Raw genomic sequence first — 24,837 nt, 5'->3', positions numbered from 1 at the left:
GTTGGCACCCCGACGGGTGCTGCTTCGACTTCGTCTGTCTCGAACCAGGGTGAGGCTCACCCGGTATCGGCAAGCGGTCCGATCCCGAACGGGTCCAGCAACGGCACAGCCCCGGATGGTGCGCACGCGGAAGCGGCGGTCTCTGAGGCTGTTTCGACCGGTTCTGCGGGGGCGGGTGCGAACGGGGCGGCTGGGAACGGCGCGGTTCCGGGCGCGGTACAGATGGCGGCGGCGACGGGTGTGGATTCTCCCTCGCCCGACCAGGTGACGATCATCCGGGTGGTGGCGGGCCAGCCGATCGATCTGCCGATCGACCCGCAGCAGCTGGCCGATGCGCAGCTTCAGATCGTGGGCGGCGATCTGGAGATCAAGCTGCCGGACGGCCACATCTTCCTGCTGGTCGGCTTCGTGAAGGCGGAGGAATCGGGCCAGGCGCCGGACATCGTCGTCGAGAGCGGCGAGCATATGTCGGCGGAGGACGTGCTGGCGCTGACGGGGACGAGCCTGGAAGACCTGCTGCAGACGGCGGCGGGCGGTGCGCAGGCGGGGACGGGGACGGCGAACAACTCGGCCTCGTTCCGGCACGGGTTCCTGGGCGGGCTGATCAACGGCCTGAACGACGAGGGCCCGATCGGTCCGACGGCGCTGCAGTATGGGGTTCCGGAGCCGCTGACGGGTCCGATCGACAAGCTGGACGACAGCGACCAGCGGGCGCTGATGCAGTGGCATATCGAGGGCGACCCGCTGGTGCATGAGCCGTTCTTCGGCGGCAAGCAGCAGCAGGAGTTCCGCGAGCTGGTGGCGGAGGGGACCTTCGCGACCTACACGGTGTTCTACACCGGCGCGGTCCTGGCGCCGGGCCAGACGGCCTCGATCACGGTCGAGACGGGTGCGGGCCATCATGACAGCACGCCCGATGCGACGGGGGGTGCGGACTACGAGACGCTGTCGACGATTCTGACCTTCACGGGCGGGGGCGCGACCTCGCAGACGCTCGAGGTTCAGATCTTCGGCGACACGGTGGTGGAAGGGACGGAGGACTACTCCGTCAACCTGTCGGGCCAGAGCCACGGGACGATCGTGGACCCGACGCAGGACACGGACATCGTGGACGAGACCTCGGGCCCGTTCTGGAACATCCAGGGCGACAGCGTGGTGCACGAGGGCGACACCGCGGTCTACACGGTTTCGTATAACGGCGCGGTTCTGGCGCCGGGGATCACGGCGACGGTGACGGTGCTGACGGGCGCCGGCACGAACGGTTCGGAGCCGGATGCGACGGCGGGGACGGACTACACGGCGCTGACGACGGTTCTGACCTTCACGGGCGGTTCGGCGACGGCGCAGACGGTCGAGGTTCACACGACCGACGATACGGTGGTGGAGGGGACGGAGGATTACTCTGTCCAGCTGGCGGACCCGAGCCATGGCGTGATCAGCATCGGGACGGCGCCGACGGACATCATCGACGACGACGCGCAGAACCTGCAGTGGTCGATCACGGGCGACAGCCTGGTGAACGAAGGCAATGCCGCGGTCTACACGGTGACCTACACGGGCGCGGTTCTGGCGCCGGGGATCACGGCGACGGTGACGGTGCAGACGGGTCCGGGGACGAACGGGTCGGAGCCTGACGCAGACTCGAATACCGACTACACGTCGCTGTCGACGGTTCTGACCTTCACGGGCGGGGATTCGAACGCGCAGACGGTGTCTGTGCAGACGGTTGACGACACGCTGGTGGAGGGGACGGAGGATTACTCCGTCCAGATCTCGGGCCAGAGCGCCGGGAATATCACGCAGGGGACGGCGCCGACGGACATCGTCGACAACGACGCGCCGAACATGCAGTGGTCGGTCGTCGGCGACAGCCTGGTGAGCGAGGGCAACACGGCGATCTACACGGTCTCCTACAGCGGCGCCGTCCTGGCGCCGGGGCAGACGGCGACGATCACGGTGCAGACGGGCCCCGGCACGAACGGGTCGGAGCCGGATGCGGACTCGAACACCGACTACACGGCGCTGTCGACGGTGCTGACCTTCACGGGCGGCCAGACTTCGCAGACGGTCGAGGTCCACACCACCGACGACACGCTGATCGAGGGCACGGAGGACTACTCCGTCAACATCTCGGGCCAGAGTGCCGGCACCATCACCCAGCCCACCGCCCCCACCGACATCATCGACGATGACGCCCGCAACATGCAGTGGTCGGTCGTCGGCGACAGCCTGGTGAGCGAGGGCAACACGGCGATCTACACGGTCTCCTACAGCGGCGCCGTCCTGGCGCCGGGGCAGACCGCGACCATCACGGTCCAGACCGGCCCGGGTACGAACGGGTCCGAGCCGGATGCCGAGGGCAACACGGACTACACCTCGCTCTCGACGGTGCTGACCTTCACGGGCGGCCAGACCTCGCAGACGGTCGAGGTCCACACCACCGACGACACGCTGGTCGAGGGCACGGAGGACTACTCCGTCCAGCTCTCGGGCCAGAGCGCCGGCAATATCACGCAGGGCACGGCCCCGACGGACATCGTCGATAACGACGCGCCGAACATGCAGTGGTCGATCACCGGCGACAGCCTGGTGAGCGAGGGCGACACGGCGATCTACACGGTCTCCTATAGCGGCGCGGTTCTGGCCCCGGGCCAGACGGCGACGATCGTGGTCGAGACCGGCCCCGGCACCAACGGCACCGAGCCGGATGCCGAGGGCAACACGGACTACACCTCGCTCTCGACGACCCTGACCTTTACCGGCGGCCAGACCGCCCAGACGATCGAAGTCCATACGATCGACGACACGCTGGTCGAGGGCACGGAGGACTACTCCGTCCAGATCTCGGGCCAGAGTGCCGGCACCATCACGCAGGGCACGGCCCCGACGGACATCGTCGATAACGATGCGCCGAACATGCAGTGGTCGGTCGTGGGCGACAGCCTGGTGACCGAAGGCAATACCGCGATCTACACGGTGTCCTACAGCGGCGCTGTCCTGGCGCCGGGCCAGACGGCCACCGTCACGGTCCAGACCGGCCCCGGCACCGATGGCAGCCACAGCGATGCGACCTCGGGCACCGACTACACCGCCCTCTCGACCGTCCTGACCTTCACCGGCGGTCAGACCGCCCAGACAGTGGCGGTCCATACGACCGACGACACGCTGGTGGAAGGGACGGAGGACTACTCCGTCCAGATCTCGGGCCAGAGCGCCGGCAACATCACGCAGGGCACGGCGCCGACCGACATCATCGACAACGATGCCGGCAACATGCAGTGGTCGATCACCGGCCAGAGCACGGTGAACGAGGGCGCGGGCGCGGTCTACACGGTTTCCTACAGTGGCGCCGTTCTGGCGCCCGGCCAGACGGCGCTGATCACGATCCAGACGAATTCGGGTACGGCGACCGAGAACACGGACTTCGACAGCCGCGACGGGTTGGTCCTGACCTTCACGGGCGGCCAGACGGCGCAGACGATCTCGGTCCAGACCACCGACGACACGCTGGTCGAGGGCACGGAGAACTACAACGTCGAGATCACCAACCCGACGCTGGGCGCCGTGGTGAATCCGACGGCGACGACGGACATCATCGACAACGACGCGCCGAACATGCAGTGGTCGGTCGTCGGCGACAGCCTGGTGACCGAGGGCAACACGGCGATCTACACGGTCTCCTACAGCGGCGCCGTCCTGGCGCCGGGCCAGACCGCGACGATCACCGTCCAGACCGGCCCCGGTACCGATGGCAGCCACAGCGATGCGACCTCGCCCAGCGATTTCACGGCGCTCTCGACGGTCCTCACCTTCACCGGCGGCCAGACCGCCCAGACGGTCGCGGTCCACACGGTCGACGACACGCTGATCGAGGGCACGGAGGACTACTCCGTCAACATCGCGGGCCAGAGTGTCGGCACCATCACCCAGCCCACCGCTCCCACCGACATCATCGACAGCGACCATATCTCGCAGTGGTACATCGCCGGCGACAGCCTGGTGACGGAAGGCAACACCGCGATCTACACGGTGAGCTACACCGGCGGCGTGCTGGCCCCGGGCCAGACCGCGACCATCACGGTCCAGACGGGCCCCGGCACCAACGGCTCCGAGCCGGATGCGACCTCGCCGAGCGACTACACGGCGCTGTCGACGGTGCTGACCTTCACCGGCGGCCAGACCGCCCAGACGGTCGCGGTCCACACCGTCGACGACACGCTGATCGAGGGCACGGAGGATTACTCCGTCCAACTCTCGGGCCAGAGCGCGGGTGTCATTGGCGTCGGCACGGCGCCGACCGACATCATCGACAGCGATCATATCTCGCAGTGGAGCATCACCGGCTCGACGCAGGTGACCGAGGGTGACACGGCCACCTACACGGTGTCCTACACCGGTGGCGTGCTCGCTCCCGGCCAGACCGCGACCATCACGGTGCAGACGGGAGCCGGCACCAACCCCGGCACCTCCGATGCGACCGCGCCCAGCGACTACACGGCGCTGTCGACGGTCCTGACCTTCACCGGCGGCCAGACCGCGCAGACGGTGTCGGTCCATACCGTGGACGACACGCTGATCGAGGGCACGGAGGACTATTCCGTCCAGATCTCCGGCCAGAGCGCCGGCACGATCGGCACCGGCACGGCGCCGACCGACATCATCGACGGCGATCATATCTCGCAGTGGAACATCGCCGGCGACAGCGTGGTGAGTGAAGGCAACACCGCGATCTACACGGTGAGCTACACGGGCGGCGTGCTGGCCCCGGGCCAGACCGCGACCATCACGGTTCAAACCGGCCCGGGCACCGACAACGGCCACAGCGACGCGGCCTCGCCGAGCGACTTCACGGCGCTGTCGACGGTCCTGACCTTCACCGGCGGCCAGACCGCCCAGACGGTCGCGGTCCACACCAACACCGACACGGTGATCGAGGGTACGGAGGACTACTCCGTCCAGATCTCCGGCCAGAGCGCCGGCACGATCGGCACCGGCACGGCGCCGACCGACATCGTCGACCAGACCACGGGTCCGTTCTGGAACATCACCGGCGACAGCCAGGTGACTGAGGGTGCGGACGCGACCTACACGGTCTCCTACAACGGAGCCATCCTGGCGCCGGGTCAGACGGCGGTTGTCACCGTTCAGACCGGTGTCGGCACCAACGGCTCCGAACCGGATGCGACCTCGCCGAGCGATTTCACGGCGCTCTCGACGGTGCTGACCTTCACCGGCGGCCAGACCGCCCAGACCGTCCTGGTCCACACGGTGGACGATACGCTGATCGAGGGCACGGAGGATTACTCCGTCAACATCTCCGGCCAGAGCGTGGGGGTGATCAGCACCGCCACGGCGCCGACCGATATCATCGACAGCGATCATATCTCGCAGTGGAGCATCACCGGCTCGACGCAGGTGACCGAGGGCGACACGGCCACCTACACGGTGAGCTACACCGGCGGCGTTCTGGCCCCGGGCCAGACCGCGGTTATCACCGTCCAGACGGGGGCGGGCGCCAACCCCGGCACTTCCGACGCGACCGCACCCAGCGACTACACGGCGCTGTCGACGGTCCTGACCTTCACCGGCGGCCAGACGGCCCAGACGGTGACGGTCCATACGACCGACGACACGCTGATCGAGGGTACGGAGGATTACTCCGTCCAGATCTCGGGCCAGAGCGCCGGCACCATCGGCACCGGCACGGCGCCGACCGACATCATCGACGGCGATCATATCTCGCAGTGGAACATCGCCGGCGACAGCGTGGTGAGCGAAGGCAACACCGCGATCTACACGGTGAGCTACACGGGCGGCGTGTTGGCGCCAGGGCAGACGGCGACGATCACCGTCCAGACCGGCCCCGGCACCGACAACGGCCACAGCGACGCGACCTCGCCGAGCGACTTCACGGCGCTGTCGACGGTCCTGACCTTCACCGGCGGCCAGACGGCGCAGACGGTGGCGGTCCACACCAACACCGACACGGTGATCGAGGGTACGGAGGATTACTCCGTCCAGATCTCTGGCCAGAGCGCCGGCATGATCGGCACCGGCACGGCACCCACGGACATCGTCGACCAGACCACGGGTCCGTTCTGGAACATCACCGGCGACAGTCTGGTGACGGAAGGCAACACCGCGACCTACACGGTGTCCTACAACGGCGCCACGCTCGCGCCGGGCCAGACCGCGCTGATCACGATTCAGACCAACAGCGGCACGGCGACCGAAGGCACGGACTTCGATACGCGCGACAACACCGTCCTGACCTTTACGGGCGGCGGGGCGGCGTCGCAGACCCTGACGGTCCACACGACCGACGACACGGCGGTCGAGGGGACGGAGAACTACAACGTCCAGATCGCGGGCCAGACGGTTGGTGTCATCTCGACCTCGACGGCGACGACCGACATCATCGACAACGACGCCTCGAACCTGCACTGGGACATCACCGGCCAGAGCACGGTGCCTGAGGGTGCCGATGCGACCTATACGGTGAGCTACAGCGGCGCCACCTTGGCGCCGGGCCAGACGGCGCTGATCACGATCCAGACCAACAGCGGCACGGCGACCGAAGGCACGGACTTCGACACGCGCGACAACACCGTCCTGACCTTCACGGGCGGCGGTGCAGCCTCGCAGACCCTCACAGTCCATACAAACGACGACACGGCAGTCGAAGGGACGGAGAACTACAACGTCCAGATCGCAGGCCAGACCGTCGGCACGATCTCGACGTCGACGGCCACGACCGAGATCATCGATAACGACGCGTCGAACCTGCACTGGGATATCGCCGGCCAGAGTCAGGTCACCGAGGGTCAGGACGCGACCTATACGGTCAGCTACAGCGGCGCCACGCTGGCGCCGGGTCAGACCGCGCTGATCACGATCCAGACCAACTCCGGCACGGCGACCGAGGGCACGGACTTCGACAGCCGCGACAACACCGTTCTGACCTTCACGGGCGGCGGCGCGGCCTCGCAGACGCTGACGGTCCACACGATCGACGACACGGCGGTCGAGGGGACGGAGAACTACAACGTCCAGATCGCGGGCCAGACCGTCGGCACGATCTCGACCCCGACGGCCACGACCGACATCGTCGACAACGATTCCGGCAACCTGCAATGGTCGATCACCGGCCAGAGCACGGTGGCCGAGGGGGCCGACGCGACCTACACGGTCTCCTACGCCGGTGCCACGCTGGCGCCGGGCCAGACGGCGCTGATCACGATTCGGACCAACAGCGGCACGGCAACCGAAGGCACGGACTTCGACAGCCGAGACGGCACGGTGCTGACCTTCACGGGTGGCGGTGCGGCCTCGCAGACCCTCACGGTCCATACAAACGACGACACGGCGGTCGAAGGGACGGAGAACTACAACGTCCAGATCGCGGGTCAGACCGTCGGCACGATCTCGACCCCGACGGCGGCGACCGACATCATCGACAACGATGCCTCGAACCTGCACTGGGACATCACGGGCCAGACCCAGGTCACCGAAGGCCAGGACGCGACCTATACGGTCAGCTACAGCGGCGCCACGCTGGCGCCGGGCCAGACCGCGCTGATCACGATCCAGACGAACTCCGGCACGGCGACCGAGAGCACGGACTTCGACAGCCGCGACAATACCGTCCTGACCTTCACGGGTGGCGGGACGGCTTCGCAGACCCTGACGGTCCACACGATCGACGACACGGCGGTCGAGGGGACGGAGAACTACAACATCCAGATCGCGGGTCAGACGGTCGGCACCATCTCGACGCCCACGGCGGCCACCGACATCATCGACAATGACGCATCGAACCTGCATTGGGACATCACGGGACAGACGCAGGTTACCGAGGGCCAGGACGCGACCTACACGGTGAGCTACAGCGGCGCGACGCTGGCGCCGGGCCAGACGGCCCTGATCACCATCCAGACCAACTCGGGCACGGCGACCGAAGGGACGGACTTCGGTTCGCGTGATAATACCGTCCTGACCTTTACGGGTGGCGGGGCGGCCTCGCAGACGCTGACGGTCCATACGGTCGACGACACGGCGGTCGAGGGGACCGAGAACTACAGCGTTCAGATCGCGGGTCAGACGGTCGGCACGATCTCGACCCCGACGGCGGCGACCGACATCATCGACAACGACGCCTCCAACCTGCACTGGGACATCACGGGCCAGACCCAGGTCACCGAGGGCCAGGACGCGACCTACACGGTCAGCTACAGCGGCGCCACGCTGGCCCCAGGCCAGACGGCTTTCATCACGATCCAGACCAACAGCGGCACGGCGACCGAGGGCACGGACTTCGACACGCGTGACGGTACGGTCCTGACCTTCACCGCCGGCCAGACGGCGCAGACGCTGACGGTCCACACGATCGACGACACGGCGGTCGAGGGGACCGAGAACTACAATGTCCAGATCGCGGGCCAGACCGTCGGCACGATCTCGACGCCCACGGCGGTGACCGACATCATCGACAACGACGCCTCGAGCCTGCACTGGGACATCACCGGCCAGACGCTAGTGACCGAGGGCGCCGATGCGACCTACACGGTGAGCTACTCGGGCGCCACCCTGGCCCCGGGCCAGACCGCGTTGATCACGATCCAGACCAACTCGGGCACGGCGACCGAAGGTACCGACTTCGACACGCGCGACGGTACGGTCCTGACCTTCACTGGCGGTGGGGCAGCTTCGCAGACCCTCACGGTCCATACAAACGACGACACGGCGGTCGAAGGGACGGAGAACTACAGCGTCCAGATCGCGGGTCAGACCGTCGGCACGATCTCGACGCCCACGGCGGCGACCGACATCATCGACAACGACGCCTCCAACCTGCACTGGGACATCACCGGCCAGAGCACGGTGCCTGAGGGTGCCGATGCGACCTACACGGTCAGCTACAGCGGCGCCACGCTGGCGCCCGGCCAGACAGCCCTGATCACCATCCAGACCAATTCCGGCACGGCGACCGAGGGCACGGACTTCGGCAGCCGGGACAACACCGTCCTGACCTTTACGGGCGGCGGGGCGGCCTCGCAGACCCTCACGGTCCATACGATCGACGATACGGCGGTCGATGGGACGGAGAACTACAACGTCCAGATCGCGGGTCAGACGGTCGGCACGATCTCGACGCCCACCGCGGCGACCGACATTATCGACAACGACGCCTCGAACCTGCACTGGGACATCACGGGCCAGACCCAGGTCACCGAGGGCCAGGACGCGACCTATACGGTGAGCTACAGCGGTGCCACGCTGGCACCGGGCCAGACGGCTCTGATCACGATCCAGACCCTTTCCGGCACGGCGTCCGAGGCGGTGGACTTCGGCTCGCGTGACGGCCTGGTGCTGACCTTCACGGGCGGCGGGGCGGCGTCGCAGACGCTGACGGTCCACACGATCGACGACACGGCGGTGGAAGGGACGGAGAACTACAGCGTCCTGATTGGCGGCCAGACGGTCGGCACGGTCTCCACGCCCACGGCGGCCACCGACATCATCGACAATGACGCGTCGAATCTGCACTGGGACATCACGGGCCAGACCCAGGTCACCGAAGGCCAGGACGCGACCTACACGGTCAGCTACAGCGGTGCCACGCTGGCACCGGGCCAGACGGCCCTGATCACTATCCAGACCCTTTCCGGCACGGCATCCGAGGCGGTGGATTTCGGCTCGCGTGACGGCTTGGTGCTGACCTTCACGGGCGGCGGGGCGGCGTCGCAGACGCTGACGGTCCACACGATCGACGACACGGCGGTGGAAGGGACGGAGAACTATAGCGTCCTGATCGGCGGCCAGACGGTCGGTACGGTCTCCACGCCCACGGCGGCCACCGACATCATCGATAACGATTCCGGCAACCTGCAGTGGTCGATCACCGGTCAGAGCACGGTGGCCGAAGGCGCGGATGCCACCTATACGGTCAGCTACAGCGGCGCCGCCCTGGCGCCGGGTCAGACCGCGCTGATCACGATCCAGACGAACTCCGGCACGGCGACCGAGGGCACCGACTTCGACAGCCGCGACAACACCGTCCTGACCTTCACGGGCGGCGGCGCGGCTTCGCAGACCCTGACGGTCCACACGGTCGACGACACGGCGGTCGAGGGGACCGAGAACTACAACGTCCAGATCGGCGGCCAGACGGTCGGCACGATCTCGACGCCCACGGCGGCGACCGACATCATCGATAACGATGCGTCGAATCTGCACTGGGACATCACCGGCCAGAGTCAGGTGACCGAGGGCCAGGACGCGACCTACACGGTCAGCTACAGCGGCGCCACGCTGGCACCGGGCCAGACGGCCCTGATCACCATCCAGACCCTTTCCGGCACGGCGTCCGAGGCGGTGGATTTCGGCTCGCGTGACGGCCTGGTCCTGACCTTCACGGGCGGCGGGGCGGCGTCGCAGACGCTGACGGTCCACACGATCGACGACACGGCGGTCGAGGGGACGGAGAACTACAGCGTCCTGATCGGCGGCCAGACGGTGGGCACGGTCTCCACGCCCACGGCGGCGACCGACATCATCGACAACGATGCCTCGAACCTGCACTGGGACATCACGGGCCAGACCCAGGTCACCGAGGGTCAGGATGCGACCTACACGGTGAGCTACTCGGGCGCGACGCTGGCGCCGGGCCAGACGGCCCTGATCACCATCCAGACCCTTTCCGGCACGGCATCCGAGGCGGTGGATTTCGGCTCGCGTGACGGCCTGGTGCTGACCTTCACGGGCGGCGGGGCGGCGTCGCAGACCCTGACGGTGCACACCATCGACGACACGGCGGTGGAAGGGACGGAGAACTATAGCGTCCTGATCGGCGGCCAGACGGTCGGTACGGTCTCCACGCCCACGGCGGCCACCGACATCATCGACAACGACGCGTCGAACCTGCACTGGGACATCACGGGCCAGACCCAGGTCACCGAAGGCCAGGACGCGACCTACACGGTCAGCTATAGCGGTGCCACCCTGGCGCCGGGCCAGACGGCCTCGATCACGGTGCAGACCGGAAACCACGCCACCGGCAGCCCGGACGCGACGGCGGGCACGGATTACACAGTGCTCTCGACGGTGCTGACCTTCACGGGCGGCAATCCGAACGCGCAGACGGTCTTGGTCCATACGACCGACGACACGATCGTGGAGGGGACCGAGGACTACCAGGTCCAGATCTCGGGCCAGAGCTCGGGCACGATCACCCAGCCCACGGCGCCGACGGACATCATCGACAACGATGCCTCGAACCTGCATTGGGACATCACCGGCCAGACCCAGGTGACCGAGGGTCAGGATGCGACCTACACGGTGAGTTACTCGGGCGCGACGCTGGCGCCGGGCCAGACGGCCTCGGTCACGGTCCAGACCGGGAACCATGCCACCGGCAGCCCGGACGCGACGGCGGGCACGGACTACACAGTGCTCTCGACAGTGCTGACCTTCACGGGCGGCAACCCGAACGCGCAGACGGTCTTGGTGCACACGACCGACGACACGATCGTGGAGGGGACCGAGGACTACCAGGTCCAGATCTCGGGCCAGAGCTCGGGCACGATCACCCAGCCCACGGCGCCGACGGACATCATCGATAACGATGCCTCGAACCTGCATTGGGACATCACCGGCCAGACCCAGATCAACGAGGGTTCCACCGCCGTCTACACCGTCTCCTACAGCGGTGCCACGCTGCTGACCGGTGCGACCGCGGTCATCACCATCCAGACCAACAGCGGTACGGCGACCGAAGGTACGGACTTCGACACGCGCGACGGCACGGTGCTCACTTTCACCGGCGGCGGTGCGACGGCCCAGACTCTGACGGTCCATACCACCGACGACACGCTGGTCGAAGGGACGGAGGATTACTCCGTCCAGATCGCGGGCCAGAGCGTCGGCACGATCTCGACGCCGACGGCCGGGACCAGCATCATCGACAACGATGCCTCCAGCCTGCATTGGGACATCACCGGCCAGACCCAGGTCACCGAAGGCGCCAACGCCACCTACACGGTGAGCTACTCGGGTGCCGCGCTGCTGACCGGCGCCACGGCCGTCATCACCATCCAGACCAACTCCGGCGCCGCGATCGAAGGCACCGACTTCGATACACGCGACGGCACGGTGCTCACTTTCACCGGCGGCGGCGCCACGGCCCAGACTCTGACGGTCCATACGATCGACGACACGCTGGTCGAAGGGACGGAGAACTACAACGTCCAGATCGCGGGCCAGAGCGTCGGCACGATCTCGACGCCCACGGCCGGGACCAACATCGTTGACAACGATGCCTCCAACCTGCATTGGGACATCACCGGCCAGACCCAGGTCGCCGAAGGCGCCAACGCCACCTACACGGTGAGCTACTCGGGTGCCACGCTGCTGACCGGCGCGACGGCGGTCATCACGATCCAGACCAACAGCGGCACGGCGACCGAGGGCACCGATTTCGACAGCCGCGACGGGACGGTTCTGACCTTCACGGGCGGTGGCGCGACCGCGCAGACGCTGACGGTCCATACCACCGACGACACGTTGGTCGAAGGCACGGAGACCTATAACGTCCAGATCGCGGGCCAGAACATCGGCACGATCACGACGCCGACGGCCGGGACGGACATCATCGATAACGATGCCTCGAACCTGCACTGGGACATTACCGGCCAAACCCAGATCAACGAGGGTGCCACCGCCGTCTATACGGTGAGCTACTCGGGTGCCACGCTGCTGACCGGTGCGACGGCGGTCATCACGATCCAGACCAACTCCGGCACGGCGACCGAGGGCACCGATTTCGACAGCCGAGACGGGACGGTTCTGACCTTCACGGGCGGCGGCGCGACCACGCAGACACTGACGGTCCATACCACCGACGACACGCTGGTGGAGGGAACGGAGAACTATAACGTCCAGATCACGGGTCAGAGCGTCGGCACGATCACCTCGCCGACGGCGGTAACCGACATCATCGACAACGACGCCTCCAACCTGCACTGGGCGATCAATGGTCAGACCCAGGTCAACGAGGGTTCGAACGCCACCTATACGGTGAGCTACTCGGGGGCCACGCTGCTGACCGGCGCGACGGCGGTCATCACGATCCAGACCAACTCCGGCACGGCGACCGAGGGCACCGACTTCGACACGCGCGACAACACCGTCCTGACCTTTACCGGTGGCGGTGCGACCACGCAGACGCTGACGGTCCATACCACCGACGACACGCTGGTGGAGGGAACGGAGAATTATAACGTCCAGATCGCGGGTCAGAGCGTCGGCACGATCACCACGCCGACGGCGATGACCGACATCATCGACAACGATGCCTCGAACCTGCACTGGGCGATCAATGGCCAGACCCAGGTCAACGAGGGTGCCACCGCCACCTACACGGTGAGCTACTCGGGGGCCACGCTGCTGACCGGCGCGACGGCGGTCATCACGATCCAGACCAACAGCGGGACGGCGACCGAGGGTACCGACTTCGACACGCGCGACAATACCGTCCTGACCTTCACGGGCGGCGGCGCAACCACGCAGACGCTGACGGTCCATACCACCGACGACACGCTGGTGGAGGGAACGGAGAATTATAATGTCCAGATCGCGGGTCAGAGCGTCGGCACGATCACCACGCCGACGGCGGTGACCGACATCATCGACAACGATGCCTCGAACCTGCACTGGGACATCACCGGCCAGACCCAGGTCACCGAGGGCGCCAACGCCACCTACACGGTGAGCTACTCGGGCGCGACGCTGCTGACCGGTGCCACCGCTGTCATCACGATCCAGACCAACAGCGGCACGGCGACCGAAGGCACCGACTTCGACACGCGCGACGGAACGGTTCTGACCTTCACGGGCGGCGGTGCGACCGCGCAGACGCTGACGGTCCATACGACCGAGGACACGCTTGTCGAAGGGCCGGAGACCTACAACGTCCAGATCGCGAACCAGAGCGTCGGCACGATTTCCACATCGACGGCCGGAACCACGATCCTCGACAACGACGCCTCCAACCTGCATTGGGATATCGGCGGCACGACGCAGCTGACCGAGGGCGGCACGGCCTTCTACACCGTGTCCTACACGGGCGGCGTGCTGGCTCCGGGCCAGACGGCGACGATTACGGTGCAGACGGGCGCGGGCACGAACGGCAGCTTCACGGATGCGACCTCGCCGAGCGATTTCACGGCGCTGTCGACGGTGCTGACCTTCACCGGCGGCCAGACTTCGCAGACGGTGGCGGTGAAGACGATCGACGATACCGTGGTCGAGGGCACCGAGGATTACGCGGTGCGCCTGTCGGGCCAGAGCGCCGGTACGATCAACAGCGGCACAGCCGGTACCCTCATCATCGATAACGACAAATACATCCCGCATGGCGCCAACGACACGGCGACGGTGCTGGAAAGCGGTGTCGAGGCGGTCGGCAGCTTCGTGGCCGGCACAGCCGCGGCAACCAACAACGAGATCGCGACCGGCAACCTGACCTACGACTTCGGCGGCGACGGACCGGCCGCCTCCACGCCCTTCACCTGGACCACGACCGTCACGGCGGACGACCCGGAAGCGGCGGGCATCACTTTGACCTCGGGCGGATCGCCCATCGTCTGGACGGTTTCGAATGGCGGCCTGACGTTGACCGGCACGGTCAATGGCGGGGCCCATAACGGCGAGGTCGTCGCGAAGTTGGACATCACCAACGTCAATACCGGCGCCTACAAGTTCGAGCAGCTCGGCGCGATCGATCATCCGGATGCCGGCACCAACGGCAACCAGGTCGACCACAACGACGATGTCCGCCTGACCTTCAACTACACGATCAAGGACGCCGTCGACGCCGATACGGCGAACGGCACGCTGAAAGTCTCGATCGGCGACGACGGTCCGGTGGCGAACGCCGAATCGAAGTCGGTGGCGGCAGCGGGTTCGGTCGATACGAACCTGATGATCGTGCTCGACCTCTCGGGCTCGATGACGGACGACAGCGGGCTGCAGAGCCTCGACCGGCTCCAGGCCTCGAAGGCGGCGATCAACGAGCTGTTCGAGCAGTATGGCAGCCTGGGCGACGTGAAGGTCCAGATCGTGACCTTCTCGAGTGGCGCCTCGACCCAGAACTATAACGGGTCGGGCGGGATCTGGCTCAGCCTCTCGGACGCGAAGGCCTTCATCAACTCGTTGGCGGCGAGCGGCAGCACGAACTACGACGCGGCGCTGCAGCAGGCGATCCAGGCCTATACGAATGCCGGGAAGATCGATCCGGTCGGCAATCCGCAACCGGTCCAGAACGTGGCCTATTTCATCTCGGACGGCGACCCGACTGCGGGCGGTGCCTGGCCGAGCATTCCCGGCGACACCTCCGACAATGGCATCAACGCCAACGAGGAGGCGGCCTGGATCCAGTTCCTCAAAGACAACGACATCAACTCCTACGCGATCGGCATCGGCACGGGCATCACGGTCTCGAACCTGAACCCGGTGGCTTATAACGGCGCGGTCGAGAGCAACACGAACGGCGCCCAGGTGTCGGATCTGAGCCAGCTCGCTCAGTTCCTCACGACGGCGGCACAGAACAACATCAACGGTAACGTGATGAGCGACAACGGCACCAAGATCGGTGCCGATGGCGGCTACGTGAAGTCGATCACTTACGGCGACTCGACCTTTACTTTCAACGGCACGAGCAGCATCACGCGCAGTGTCGGGGGTACGGTGACCTTCTCGGCCAGCGGCAACCTGCTGACCATCACCACGGCCTACGGCAGCATGCAGATCAACATGCTGACGGGCGCCTATGTCTTCGCGGTAGCGGCGACGTCCGGGGCGGTGCCGGCGGAAGGCTTCAGCTACGTGCTGCACGACAGCGATGGCGACGAAGCGGGCAATTCGCTGACGATCAACATCACGCCGACGGACAGCGCGCCGATCGTGCGTGACGATCTCCTGGTCGTTGCCAACGGTGCCGATGATACTAACGGGACCTTCGTGGTCGACGACCGTTGGCTGCTGTGGAACGACAGCGACCGTGACGGCGACAAGATCGCGATCACGGCGGCCGCGGCCGGCGGCACGCTCCTGGTCGGCGGCGACGTTCGGATCGACACCGACAACAACAGCTTCAACTACACCGGCACATCGAACGGGACCTCCGACGACGCGACTGTTGCGGTCAGCACGACCAACAGCAGCACCATCAACGGCAACGGGCTGGACAACATCATCGTTGGCGACACCAGCAACGAGACGATCAATGGCTACGAGGGCAACGACGTCCTGGTCGGCAACAACGGCAGTGACCGACTGTTCGGCGGCGAAGGCAACGATCTGCTGATCGGCGGCAATGACAACGACAGCCTCGACGGCGGCAATGGCGACGACTGGCTGCAGGGCGGTCCGGGCACGGATACGCTGGCTGGCGGCAATGGGTTCGACATCGCCGACTTCTCCGATGCCGGCTCGGGCGTGACGATCTCACTGAACGGCGCCGGCAATGCTACGGTCAGCGGCGGGTCGACCGATGTCCTGTCGAGCATCGAGGGTCTGATCGGCAGCAGCAGTGCCGACAATCTGACGGGCAACAACGCCGCCAACTACCTCTATGGCGGCGGCGGTGCCGACACGTTGAGCGGCGGCGCCGGTGACGACACGATCGCGGCGGATTCGCTCGACAGCGCCAACGGTGGCACCAACACGGCCGCGGCCAACGCCCTGCTGACGGCGGGCACCAACCACGGCGACGTGCTGGTCTTCGACAGCAACATCAACCTGACCTTGGCGGGCCTGAACGGGCGGTTCACCAACTTCGAGACCGTCTCGATCAAGAACGCGGACTCGGGTGCAACCGGCAACCAGACCCTGTCGCTGAACATCAACGACGTGCTGGATCTGAGCGGCTCCGGCACGACGACGGCCACCCCCGGCGGGGCGGGCTACTCGGCGCAGAAGGCGGTCCGCATCGATGCCGACAGCGGCGACACGGTCAACCTGGTCAATACCGGCGGCACCGATCACTGGCTGGAGGCGACGGGGGCGACCGGGGTGCCGGCGGGCTACACGCTCTTCGTCCACGTGACCTCGGGCACGACCCCCACCGTGAACGAGGACGGCTATGTGCTGGTGAGCGGCGACGGCAGCAACGTCACGCACTCCTGATAGAGACTTCATGACGGCGGATCTCGGGCGCCCCAGGCAGGGGCGCCCGTTTTCTTTCGGCCCGCAAGCCGCCGGTATCGAGACGTCCTACGGCAGCCTTGGCTCCAGTTCCGCGGGCACGTGGCCCGTCAGGCGCGGATCGTCGATGAACTCGGTGCGCTGGCCGATCGGGCGGAAGCCCGCTTTCTGGTAGAGCGGCAAGGCGCTCGGGTGATCGAGGCTGCAGGTCTCGATCAGGACCCGCCGGGGATCGCTCTGCCAGGCGGTGTCGATGGCGAAAGCCAGGAGCCAGGGCCCGAGCCCCTTGCCGATGAACTCGCTCATCAGCCCCAGATGATTGATCGTGACCTCGCCCTCCGCGCGCCGGTCGATCTCGACATAGCCGGCGGGGCTGCCCTCGAGATAGAGCACATAGAGCTCGACCTTCGGATCGTGGATGATGGAAGCGGTCTGCTCGTCGCTCAGATAGCGCCGGTAGTACCAGAACCAGGGATCGCCGACGCCGGCATAGAGATAGCGGAAGAAGCGCACCGGCATCTTCTCGGCCTTGAGGATCGCGAGCTTTCCCTGCGGCGTCGGCACGACATTGCGCGCCGGCCGCTCGGTCATCTCGAGCAGGTTGACGACCACCTTGATCTTCTCCGCCTTCTCGCGGTCGCCGGGCTCGATCCAGCGCGCCATGACCGTGCGGGGGGTCACCTCGTAACCGAGCTTGGCGTAAAACGCCTGCACGTCGGGATTGGTCTCGCGGATCATGAGCTGGACCTTGCGCAGGCCCCGCAGGGCGGCCCAGCCCTCGGCATGATGGACCAGGGCGCGGCCGATCTTCTGGTGGCGCCGGTCCGGCCGGACGGCCAGGCGGTAGATCCAGGCCCGGTGCCCGTCATGCCCGATCATGATCGAACCCAGCAGCAGGCCGCCCTCGAAGGCGAGGAACAGCTCGCCATGCTTGCTGGCCCGGAGGATGGGTATGTCGATCGAGGGATCGTTGGGCGCGTGATCGAGGCCGCATGCCGTCCAGAGCGCGGCGACGGCATCGAAATCCTCGTCGCGATAGACGCGGATCTGCATGGAAGGAGATTCGGGCATCGGCATTCTTCTTTTTTCTGTCATAGCCGGATCCCCGGGTCGAGCCCGAGGACGGGCTTGATCCGGCGATCCATCTTTGCCTCGAGCGCGGCGTTGGCATGCAACGCGCCCTGGACCCCGGATCGCCGGATCAAGCCCGGCGACGACAGTACAACGGAAAGGCGGGGGAGGGGATTACTTCCCGATATCTACGGCTCGACCGGCGTGTCGCCGGGCAGGCCCCATTCGCTCCAGGATCCGTCATAGACCGCCACGTTCTCATCACCGATCAGATGGAGCGCGAAGGCGAGCACGCAGGCCGTGATGCCGGAGCCGCAGCTGCAGACGATCGGCTTGCCCAGATCGACGCCGGCCTGCTGGAAGCGGGCGCGGATCCGGTCGGCGGGCAGGAAGGTCTTGGCCGCCGGGTCGAGCAGGTCGGTATAGGGAACGTTGAAGCTGCCGGGGATATGGCCCGAGCGGCGGCCGGGCCAGGGCTCGGATTCCTGGCCCTGGAACCGCCCGGCGCTGCGCGCATCGACGAGCTGCTCGCGCTTGCTCGCGATGTTGGCCCGCACCTGCTCCTTGTCGCGCACCATGAGATTGTTGAAGCGGGCGGTGAGGTGGCGCTCGCGCGGGTGCGGCAGGTCTTCCTCGACCGGCCGCCCCTCGGCGATCCATTTCGGCAGGCCGCCATCCAGCACCGCGACATCGCGATGGCCGAAGACGCGGAAGGTCCACCAGACGCGGGCGGCGCTCATCATGCCGTGGGCGTCATAGACCACGATCTTGTTGCCGTCGCCCAGGCCCAGCTTGCGCATGCGCGCCGAGAACTTCTCGGGCGAGGGCAGCATATGCGGCAGCGGCACCGACGTGTCGGCGATCTCGTCGATGTCGAAGAAGACGGCGCCCGGGATATGCCGTGCCCCGTACTCGGCGCGCGCATTCTTGCCCTGGACCGGCAGATAGTAGGTGGCGTCGACCACGCGGATGTCGGGCGAGTTCAGTCGCTCGGCGAGCCAGGCGGTCGAGACCAGGCTCTCGGGATGGGCGTAGCTGTTCATGCGGCACCGCCTGCGAAAGCCAGATTGATCCGCCGGTTCTGCTTGCCCTTGTTCTCGATCTTGCCGACCGAGATCGGGCCGATCTCGCCGGTGCGGGCGACATGGGTGCCGCCGCAGGGCTGCAGATCCACGCTCTCGATCTCGAGCAGACGCACCCGGCCTTGCCCGCTCGGCGGCTTGACCGACATGGTGCGGACCAGCTCGGGCCGGGCGGCCAGCTCCTCATCGGTGATCCAGCGCGGCCGCACCGGGTGATCCTCGGCGATCAGCTTGTTGAGCGCGGCCTCGATCGTGGCGCGATCGGGCGCTTCCGGCAGGTTGAAATCGAGCCGTCCCTTGCCGTCGCCGACCTGGCCGCCGGTGACGTCGCCGATCACGACGGCGCAGAGGAGGTGGAGCGTGGTGTGCATGCGCATCAGGCGGTGGCGGCGTTCCCAGTCGATGACCGCCTCGACTTCGCTGCCGACCGCGGGCAGCGGGCTGTCGGGTGCCGGCTTGTGCAGCACCTCGTCGGGTGCCGCTCCTTTGACCGTGTCGAGGATCGCGATCTCCCTTCCGTCCGCAAGCCGCAGGCGGCCGGTATCGCCCGGCTGGCCGCCGCCCATCGGATAGAACACGGTCCGGTCCAGGACGATGCCGTTGGCATCGGCGGCCAGCACCTTCGCGGTGCAGCGCTGCGTATAGGCGTCGTCGCGGAAGAGGAGCTGGGTCATGGTGATGTCATCCTACCAAAATCCCCTCTCCCGCAAGCGGGAGAGGGTGAGGGAGGGGTTGCTCGGTCCATCAGCCCTCTCCCTGGCCCCTCCCGCAAGCGGGAGAGGGGACAAGAACGAGCCGCCTTACGCCAGCCACGCGGGCACGGGCAGGTTCTTGGAGCGCAGGAAATCGGGATTGAAGAGCTTGCTCTGGTAGCGCGTGCCGAAATCGGCCAGCACCGTGACGATGATATGGCCGGGGCCCAGCTCCTTCGCGAGGCGGATGGCGCCGGCGATGTTGATGCCGCTGGAACCGCCGAGGCAGAGGCCTTCCTCCTTGATCAGGTCGAAGATGATCGGGAGCGCCTCTTCGTCGGGAATCTGGTAGGGCGCGTCGATCCCGATGCCCTTCAGGTTCTCGGTGATGCGGCCCTGGCCGATGCCCTCGGTGATCGAGCTGCCTTCCGCCTTGAGCTCGCCATGCTTGTAGTAGTGATAGAGCGCGGCCCCCAGAGGATCGGCCAGGCCGATCTTGATCTTCGGATTGCGCTCCTTGAGCGCCATGGCCACGCCGGCCAGCGTGCCGCCGGTGCCGACCGCGCAGACGAAACCGTCGACCTTGCCGTCGGTCTGGCGCCAGATCTCGGGGCCGGTGGTGCGGTAATGGCCCATGCGGTTGGCGGTGTTGTCGAACTGGTTGGCCCAGATGGCGCCGTTCGGCTCCTTCGCCGCCAGCGCCGCCGCAAGGCGCCCCGACACATGCACATAGTTGTCGGGGTTCTTGTAGGGGACGGCCGGCACTTCGCGCAGATCGGCGCCCGCCAGCCGCAGCATGTCCTTCTTCTCCTGCGACTGGGTGTCGGGGATCACGATCACCGTGCGATAGCCCAGCGCATTGCCGACAAGCGCCAGCCCGATCCCGGTATTGCCGGCGGTGCCTTCGACGATGACGCCGCCGGGCCTGAGCTCGCCGCGCGCGACCGCGTCCTGAACGATGGCGAGGGCCGCCCGATCCTTCACCGATCCGCCCGGGTTGAGGAACTCGGCCTTGCCGAGAATCTCGCAGCCGGTGAGCTCGGAGGCCTTGCGCAAGCGGATCAGCGGGGTATTGCCGACCGCATCGATGAAGTCACGCCGAATATCCATGAGAATCAAACGGTTGTTCGAGGATTCGCAGCCTTCATGAGACTGCCCGGCGAGACTAGCCAACCCCGCACCGCGGGATCAAGCCGGCTGGCGGGAGGGTCAGGGTTGCGCCGGAAGCCGGCTGCGTCTCAAGCCTGCCGGTGCATGGCGGAAGTCGAGATGGCGCAGGTCGAGCGCCGCGGGCCCGGGCAGGTCGACATCGAGGATGCGCCGGCAGAGCGGCGCGAAAGCGGCCCGGAAATGGTTCTTGGCCTTCACCGCCAGAAGCCGGACCCGGGCGAGGTCGACGCCATGGAGGTCGAAATAAGCGGGGTCGTTCGGCGTCTGGCAGCTGTCGGTGACGATCACCTCGATGCCGTCGATCTCGAGCAGGGCCGTCGGTCCCAGCGCCACCGGAAGGCCATGTTCCATGGGGCCGCGATTACGGAACCGACCGTCGGTGAGCCGCTTGACCAGGGCCGTCCCTTCGATCGCGGGGCCGAAGCGGTCGGTGAGCCGCGCCCCCAGGCGGACGGGCAGGCGGGCGCCGATGCCGGCGCGGTGAGCCTGCGCCACGAGCCCGGGGTCCCAGAAGAAGGCGAACAGGACCGCCCGGCCGGGCTTCCCTTCGGCCTTCCGCTCGAGAAGGGCACGCAGCAGGCCGGGCGTATCGCCGATCCCGCCCGACAGCGGATTGTCGGCCGGGTCGAGCAAGGCCACGGTGCCTGCCGGTTCCGCGAGCGCCGTGGCGATCGCGTCGGCCGCGGTCGGCAGCGTCACGTAGAAACGCTCGGCCTGGGCCGTCAGGGCACGGGCCAGGCGGTCGGCGATGGCGTCGGCGGGCTCCGCGGCCGTCCGGCCATGGACCATGACCGAGGGGCCGGCGAAAGGGGTATCGCCATAGGCGAAACCGCCGAAGACCGAGATGTCGAACAGTCCCGGCCGGGCGGCGAGAGTCCGCGCCTCGGCCGCGATCTCCGCCATCGGGCCATCGGTGGTGCGCATGTTGAAGCTGGGGAGGATGAAGGGGACCTTGGCCAAGGCCTTGTCGGGCCGCGATGCGCCCGTGGCCGGCGACGTCATCCCGTCCAGCAGCTTCGCCGCCGTCTCCGCCATGTCGATATGGGGATAGGTCTTGTAGCCCGCGGCGAGGTCGCTTGCCTCGAGATGCACCGGGCCCAGATTGGCATGGAGGTCGTAGCTGACGGCCAGCGGGCTGCGGCCGATCGCGGCCCGCACCCGGCGCAGCAGATCGAGCTCGGGTGCCGGCTCCCGGTCCGTGACCAGGGCGCCGTGCAGCGAGAGGTAGACGGCATCCCAGGGACCCCGCGCGAGCCCGGCCAGGATGCGGTCGCGGATGGTCAGATAGTCGTCATGCGGCACGGGCCCGCCCGGCGGGGCCGCGGCGCAGAGCAGGACTGTGACCTGCCAGTCGGTCCGGGCGTCGGCGAAGGCCGCCGCCGCGCCCATCTCGGTCGCAGTGCCGCGATAGAAGGAGAGGGCCTCGTCGCCTTCGACCCATTCGCGGGCCCGGAAGCGGGCGAGGGGCGTGGGGACCGGGGAAAAGGAATTCCCCTCATGCCAGAGCCGCGCGACCGCGAGACGGTTCATGGGTGGAATGTTACCCCCTCCCCCGCGTTGCGGGGGAGGGCGAGGGAGGGGGCTGCTTGGTCCATCAGCCCTCTCCTATCCCTCTCCCGCGAGCGGGAGAGGGGACAGATCGAGAAACCTCACCCGCCGGCTTTCACCTGCTCGAACATGGCGATGTATTTCTGGCGGATGTCGTTGTCCATCTCGGCGAAGAAGATGCCGGACTTGAAGAGGTCCTGCGGCTGGCGGATGCCGAGGCCGTCGAGGGTCGCGGTATCGACCTGCTCGAAGCTCTTCTTGTTGGAATGGCCGTAGCCGAAATTCTCGATCAGATACTTGCCGACGCGCGGCTCGAGCATGGCGTTGACGAGGTCGTAGGCGGCGTTCACGTCGCCCGGGCCGTTCTTGCATTTCACCAGGCCGCAGAACCAGGTGAAGATGCCTTCCTTGGGCTTCATATACTCGACCGGCACGCCCGCCTTCTTCAGCCGCACCACGGCATCGTTCCAGCAATAGGCCGCCACGAGCTCGCCCGAGGTGATGCCCTGCTCGACGGTGGTCTGGTCGGTCCACCAGAAGCGCAGCAGGTCGCGCTGCTTGGTGAGGAGCTCGCGCGCCTTCTTGAACTCCTCGTCGGTCATGTTGAAGGGGTCCTTGGCATGGGCCACGAGGCCCGCCACCAGCACCGCGCCGTCGACGGAATCGAACTGGGCGAGCCGGCCCTTGTATTTCTCGTCGAACAGGATCTCCCAGCTGGGCTTGCCGTTGTATTCGGTGGCGATGTCGGTGCGATAGACGACCGAGGCATTGCCCCACTCCCAGGGGATGTACCAGGTGCCGGCCCCATGCTTGTTGCTGGCATCCGTCGTGACGCCGTCGGCGTTCTTCAGCTCGTCCCAGAGATCGGCCCAGGCGGGGATGCGCGACATGTCGAAGGGCTCGATCAGGCCCGCATCGCGCCAGCGGCCGAGCGTGACCTTGCAGGGATGCGCCAGGTCGGCGCGGAAGCCGGCCCGCGCCTTGGTCAGCGCTTCCTCGTCCTCGCCGAACACGACCATGTTGGGCGAGGACCCGTGCTTCTCGATATAGCCCGGGTGGAATTCGGGAATGTTGTAGCCGTTCCAGGTGAAGTAAGTCAGCTCGTCGCCGGCGCGGGCCGCGCGCGGCAGGAGCGGCGAGGTGACGGCGGCGAGGCCCGCGAGACCCAGCGCCTTGGTGATGTCGCGCCGCGACGCCTTGCCTTGCGCGATCCGGTCGAACAGTTTGAGGCGCTCCATGATCTCGTCTCCCATGCCAGGATTATTTTCTGGAGACCTTGTCATGTCCCCGGTGAGGATTATGGGCGCAAGAGTCTGCCGCAGCCACTACCCCATTGGGGGTATGGGCCGATTCAACGCCCGCTCTGCCAGCGTTCCCGCAGCTTGTCGCGGTACAGCAGCAGCCACTGCACGGCGATGATGCTGAGCGAGTTGCCGATGCGTCCGTCCTCGATCATGCCGGGCAGGGCCGAAACCGGCGAAACCGTGACCTTGATGTCCTCGCCTTCGTGCGCGAGGCCGTGCACGCCGCCGGCGCCGTCGCTGTCGACCCGTCCGATGAAGAGCTGCACGCTTTCGGTGATGGCACCGGGGCTCACCACATAGCGGGAGATCGGCACCAGATCGAGGATCTCCAGGTTCGCTTCCTCCCGGGCCTCCCGGCGGGCGACCTGTTCCGGCGTCTCGCCCTTGTCGATGATCCCGGCGACCGCCTCCGTCTGCCAGGCGCGGTGGCCTGCCAGATAGGCACCGACCCGGAACTGCTCGATCAGCACGACGCAGTCCCTGACCGGATCGTAGGGAAGCACGCCCGTCACCTGGCCGCGGTCATAGACCTCGCGATCGATCGCGGGACTGAGACCCCCGTTATGCAGACGATGCCGCAGGCGGTAGCGGTCGATGCGGCCATAGCCGCGATAAGCGGGGGTACGTTCGAGAATCTCGACATCGTCTGTCATGGCGGTGGAGGCCGTCTCGTGAAGGAGGAAGATCGGAAGGCGGCGGCGTGCCGGCGGCGAGCGTACGGGGTCGGCGAGGCGGACGCTATCAAACCGCGATGGGGCCGGCCAGCCG

Annotated in this window: 8 protein-coding genes; 1 reads left to right on the top strand and 7 read right to left on the bottom strand. The window is 66.9% G+C overall.

The window, feature by feature from the left end; genetic code table 11:
* Window positions 1–222 precede the first annotated feature (222 nt).
* The gene (locus tag FRZ61_RS11970) at window positions 223–17,184 is read left to right on the top strand and encodes a Calx-beta domain-containing protein (protein WP_191909415.1); all 16,962 of its coding nucleotides are present in this window, start codon (window positions 223–225) and stop codon (window positions 17,182–17,184) included.
* 87 nt (window positions 17,185–17,271) lie between these two features.
* On the opposite strand, the gene FRZ61_RS11965 is transcribed toward FRZ61_RS11970, so the two are convergent.
* From FRZ61_RS11965 to FRZ61_RS11935, 7 genes are all read right to left on the bottom strand, one after another.
* Complete coding sequence (locus FRZ61_RS11965) at window positions 17,272–18,273, bottom strand: GNAT family acetyltransferase (RefSeq protein WP_191909414.1); 1,002 nt, start codon at window positions 18,271–18,273, stop codon at window positions 17,272–17,274.
* A gap of 188 nt (window positions 18,274–18,461) precedes the next feature.
* On the bottom strand, window positions 18,462–19,316 hold the full coding sequence (gene sseA / locus FRZ61_RS11960) for a 3-mercaptopyruvate sulfurtransferase (RefSeq protein WP_151117894.1): 855 nt from the start codon (window positions 19,314–19,316) through the stop codon (window positions 18,462–18,464).
* Window positions 19,313–20,029 carry an alanyl-tRNA editing protein gene (locus FRZ61_RS11955; RefSeq protein ID WP_151117892.1) on the bottom strand — a complete coding sequence of 239 codons (717 nt, stop codon included), beginning with the start codon at window positions 20,027–20,029 and terminating at the stop codon, window positions 19,313–19,315. Before FRZ61_RS11955 ends, sseA begins: the two co-directional genes overlap by 4 nt.
* A gap of 126 nt (window positions 20,030–20,155) precedes the next feature.
* Window positions 20,156–21,157, bottom strand: a complete 1,002-nt coding sequence (locus FRZ61_RS11950) for a cysteine synthase A (RefSeq protein ID WP_151117890.1) — start codon at window positions 21,155–21,157, stop codon at window positions 20,156–20,158.
* Between the two features lie 99 nt (window positions 21,158–21,256).
* The gene (locus FRZ61_RS11945) at window positions 21,257–22,747 is read right to left on the bottom strand and encodes a M81 family metallopeptidase (RefSeq protein WP_151117888.1); all 1,491 of its coding nucleotides are present in this window, start codon (window positions 22,745–22,747) and stop codon (window positions 21,257–21,259) included.
* A gap of 119 nt (window positions 22,748–22,866) precedes the next feature.
* Window positions 22,867–24,003: an ABC transporter substrate-binding protein gene (locus tag FRZ61_RS11940; RefSeq protein ID WP_191909413.1), complete on the bottom strand. Its 1,137-nt coding sequence runs from the start codon at window positions 24,001–24,003 to the stop codon at window positions 22,867–22,869.
* A 113-nt stretch (window positions 24,004–24,116) separates the two neighbouring features.
* Entirely contained in the window at window positions 24,117–24,722 is a 606-nt protein-coding gene (locus FRZ61_RS11935) for an NUDIX domain-containing protein (RefSeq protein WP_151117885.1), read from the bottom strand.
* Window positions 24,723–24,837: the final 115 nt, after the last annotated feature.

The sequence above is a fragment of the Hypericibacter adhaerens genome (genome assembly GCF_008728835.1).
Taxonomy (GTDB): Bacteria; Pseudomonadota; Alphaproteobacteria; order Dongiales; family Dongiaceae; genus Hypericibacter; species Hypericibacter adhaerens.
The sequence above is the reverse complement of the archived record's forward strand: the minus strand, read 5'-3'. Positions and strand labels throughout refer to the sequence as shown.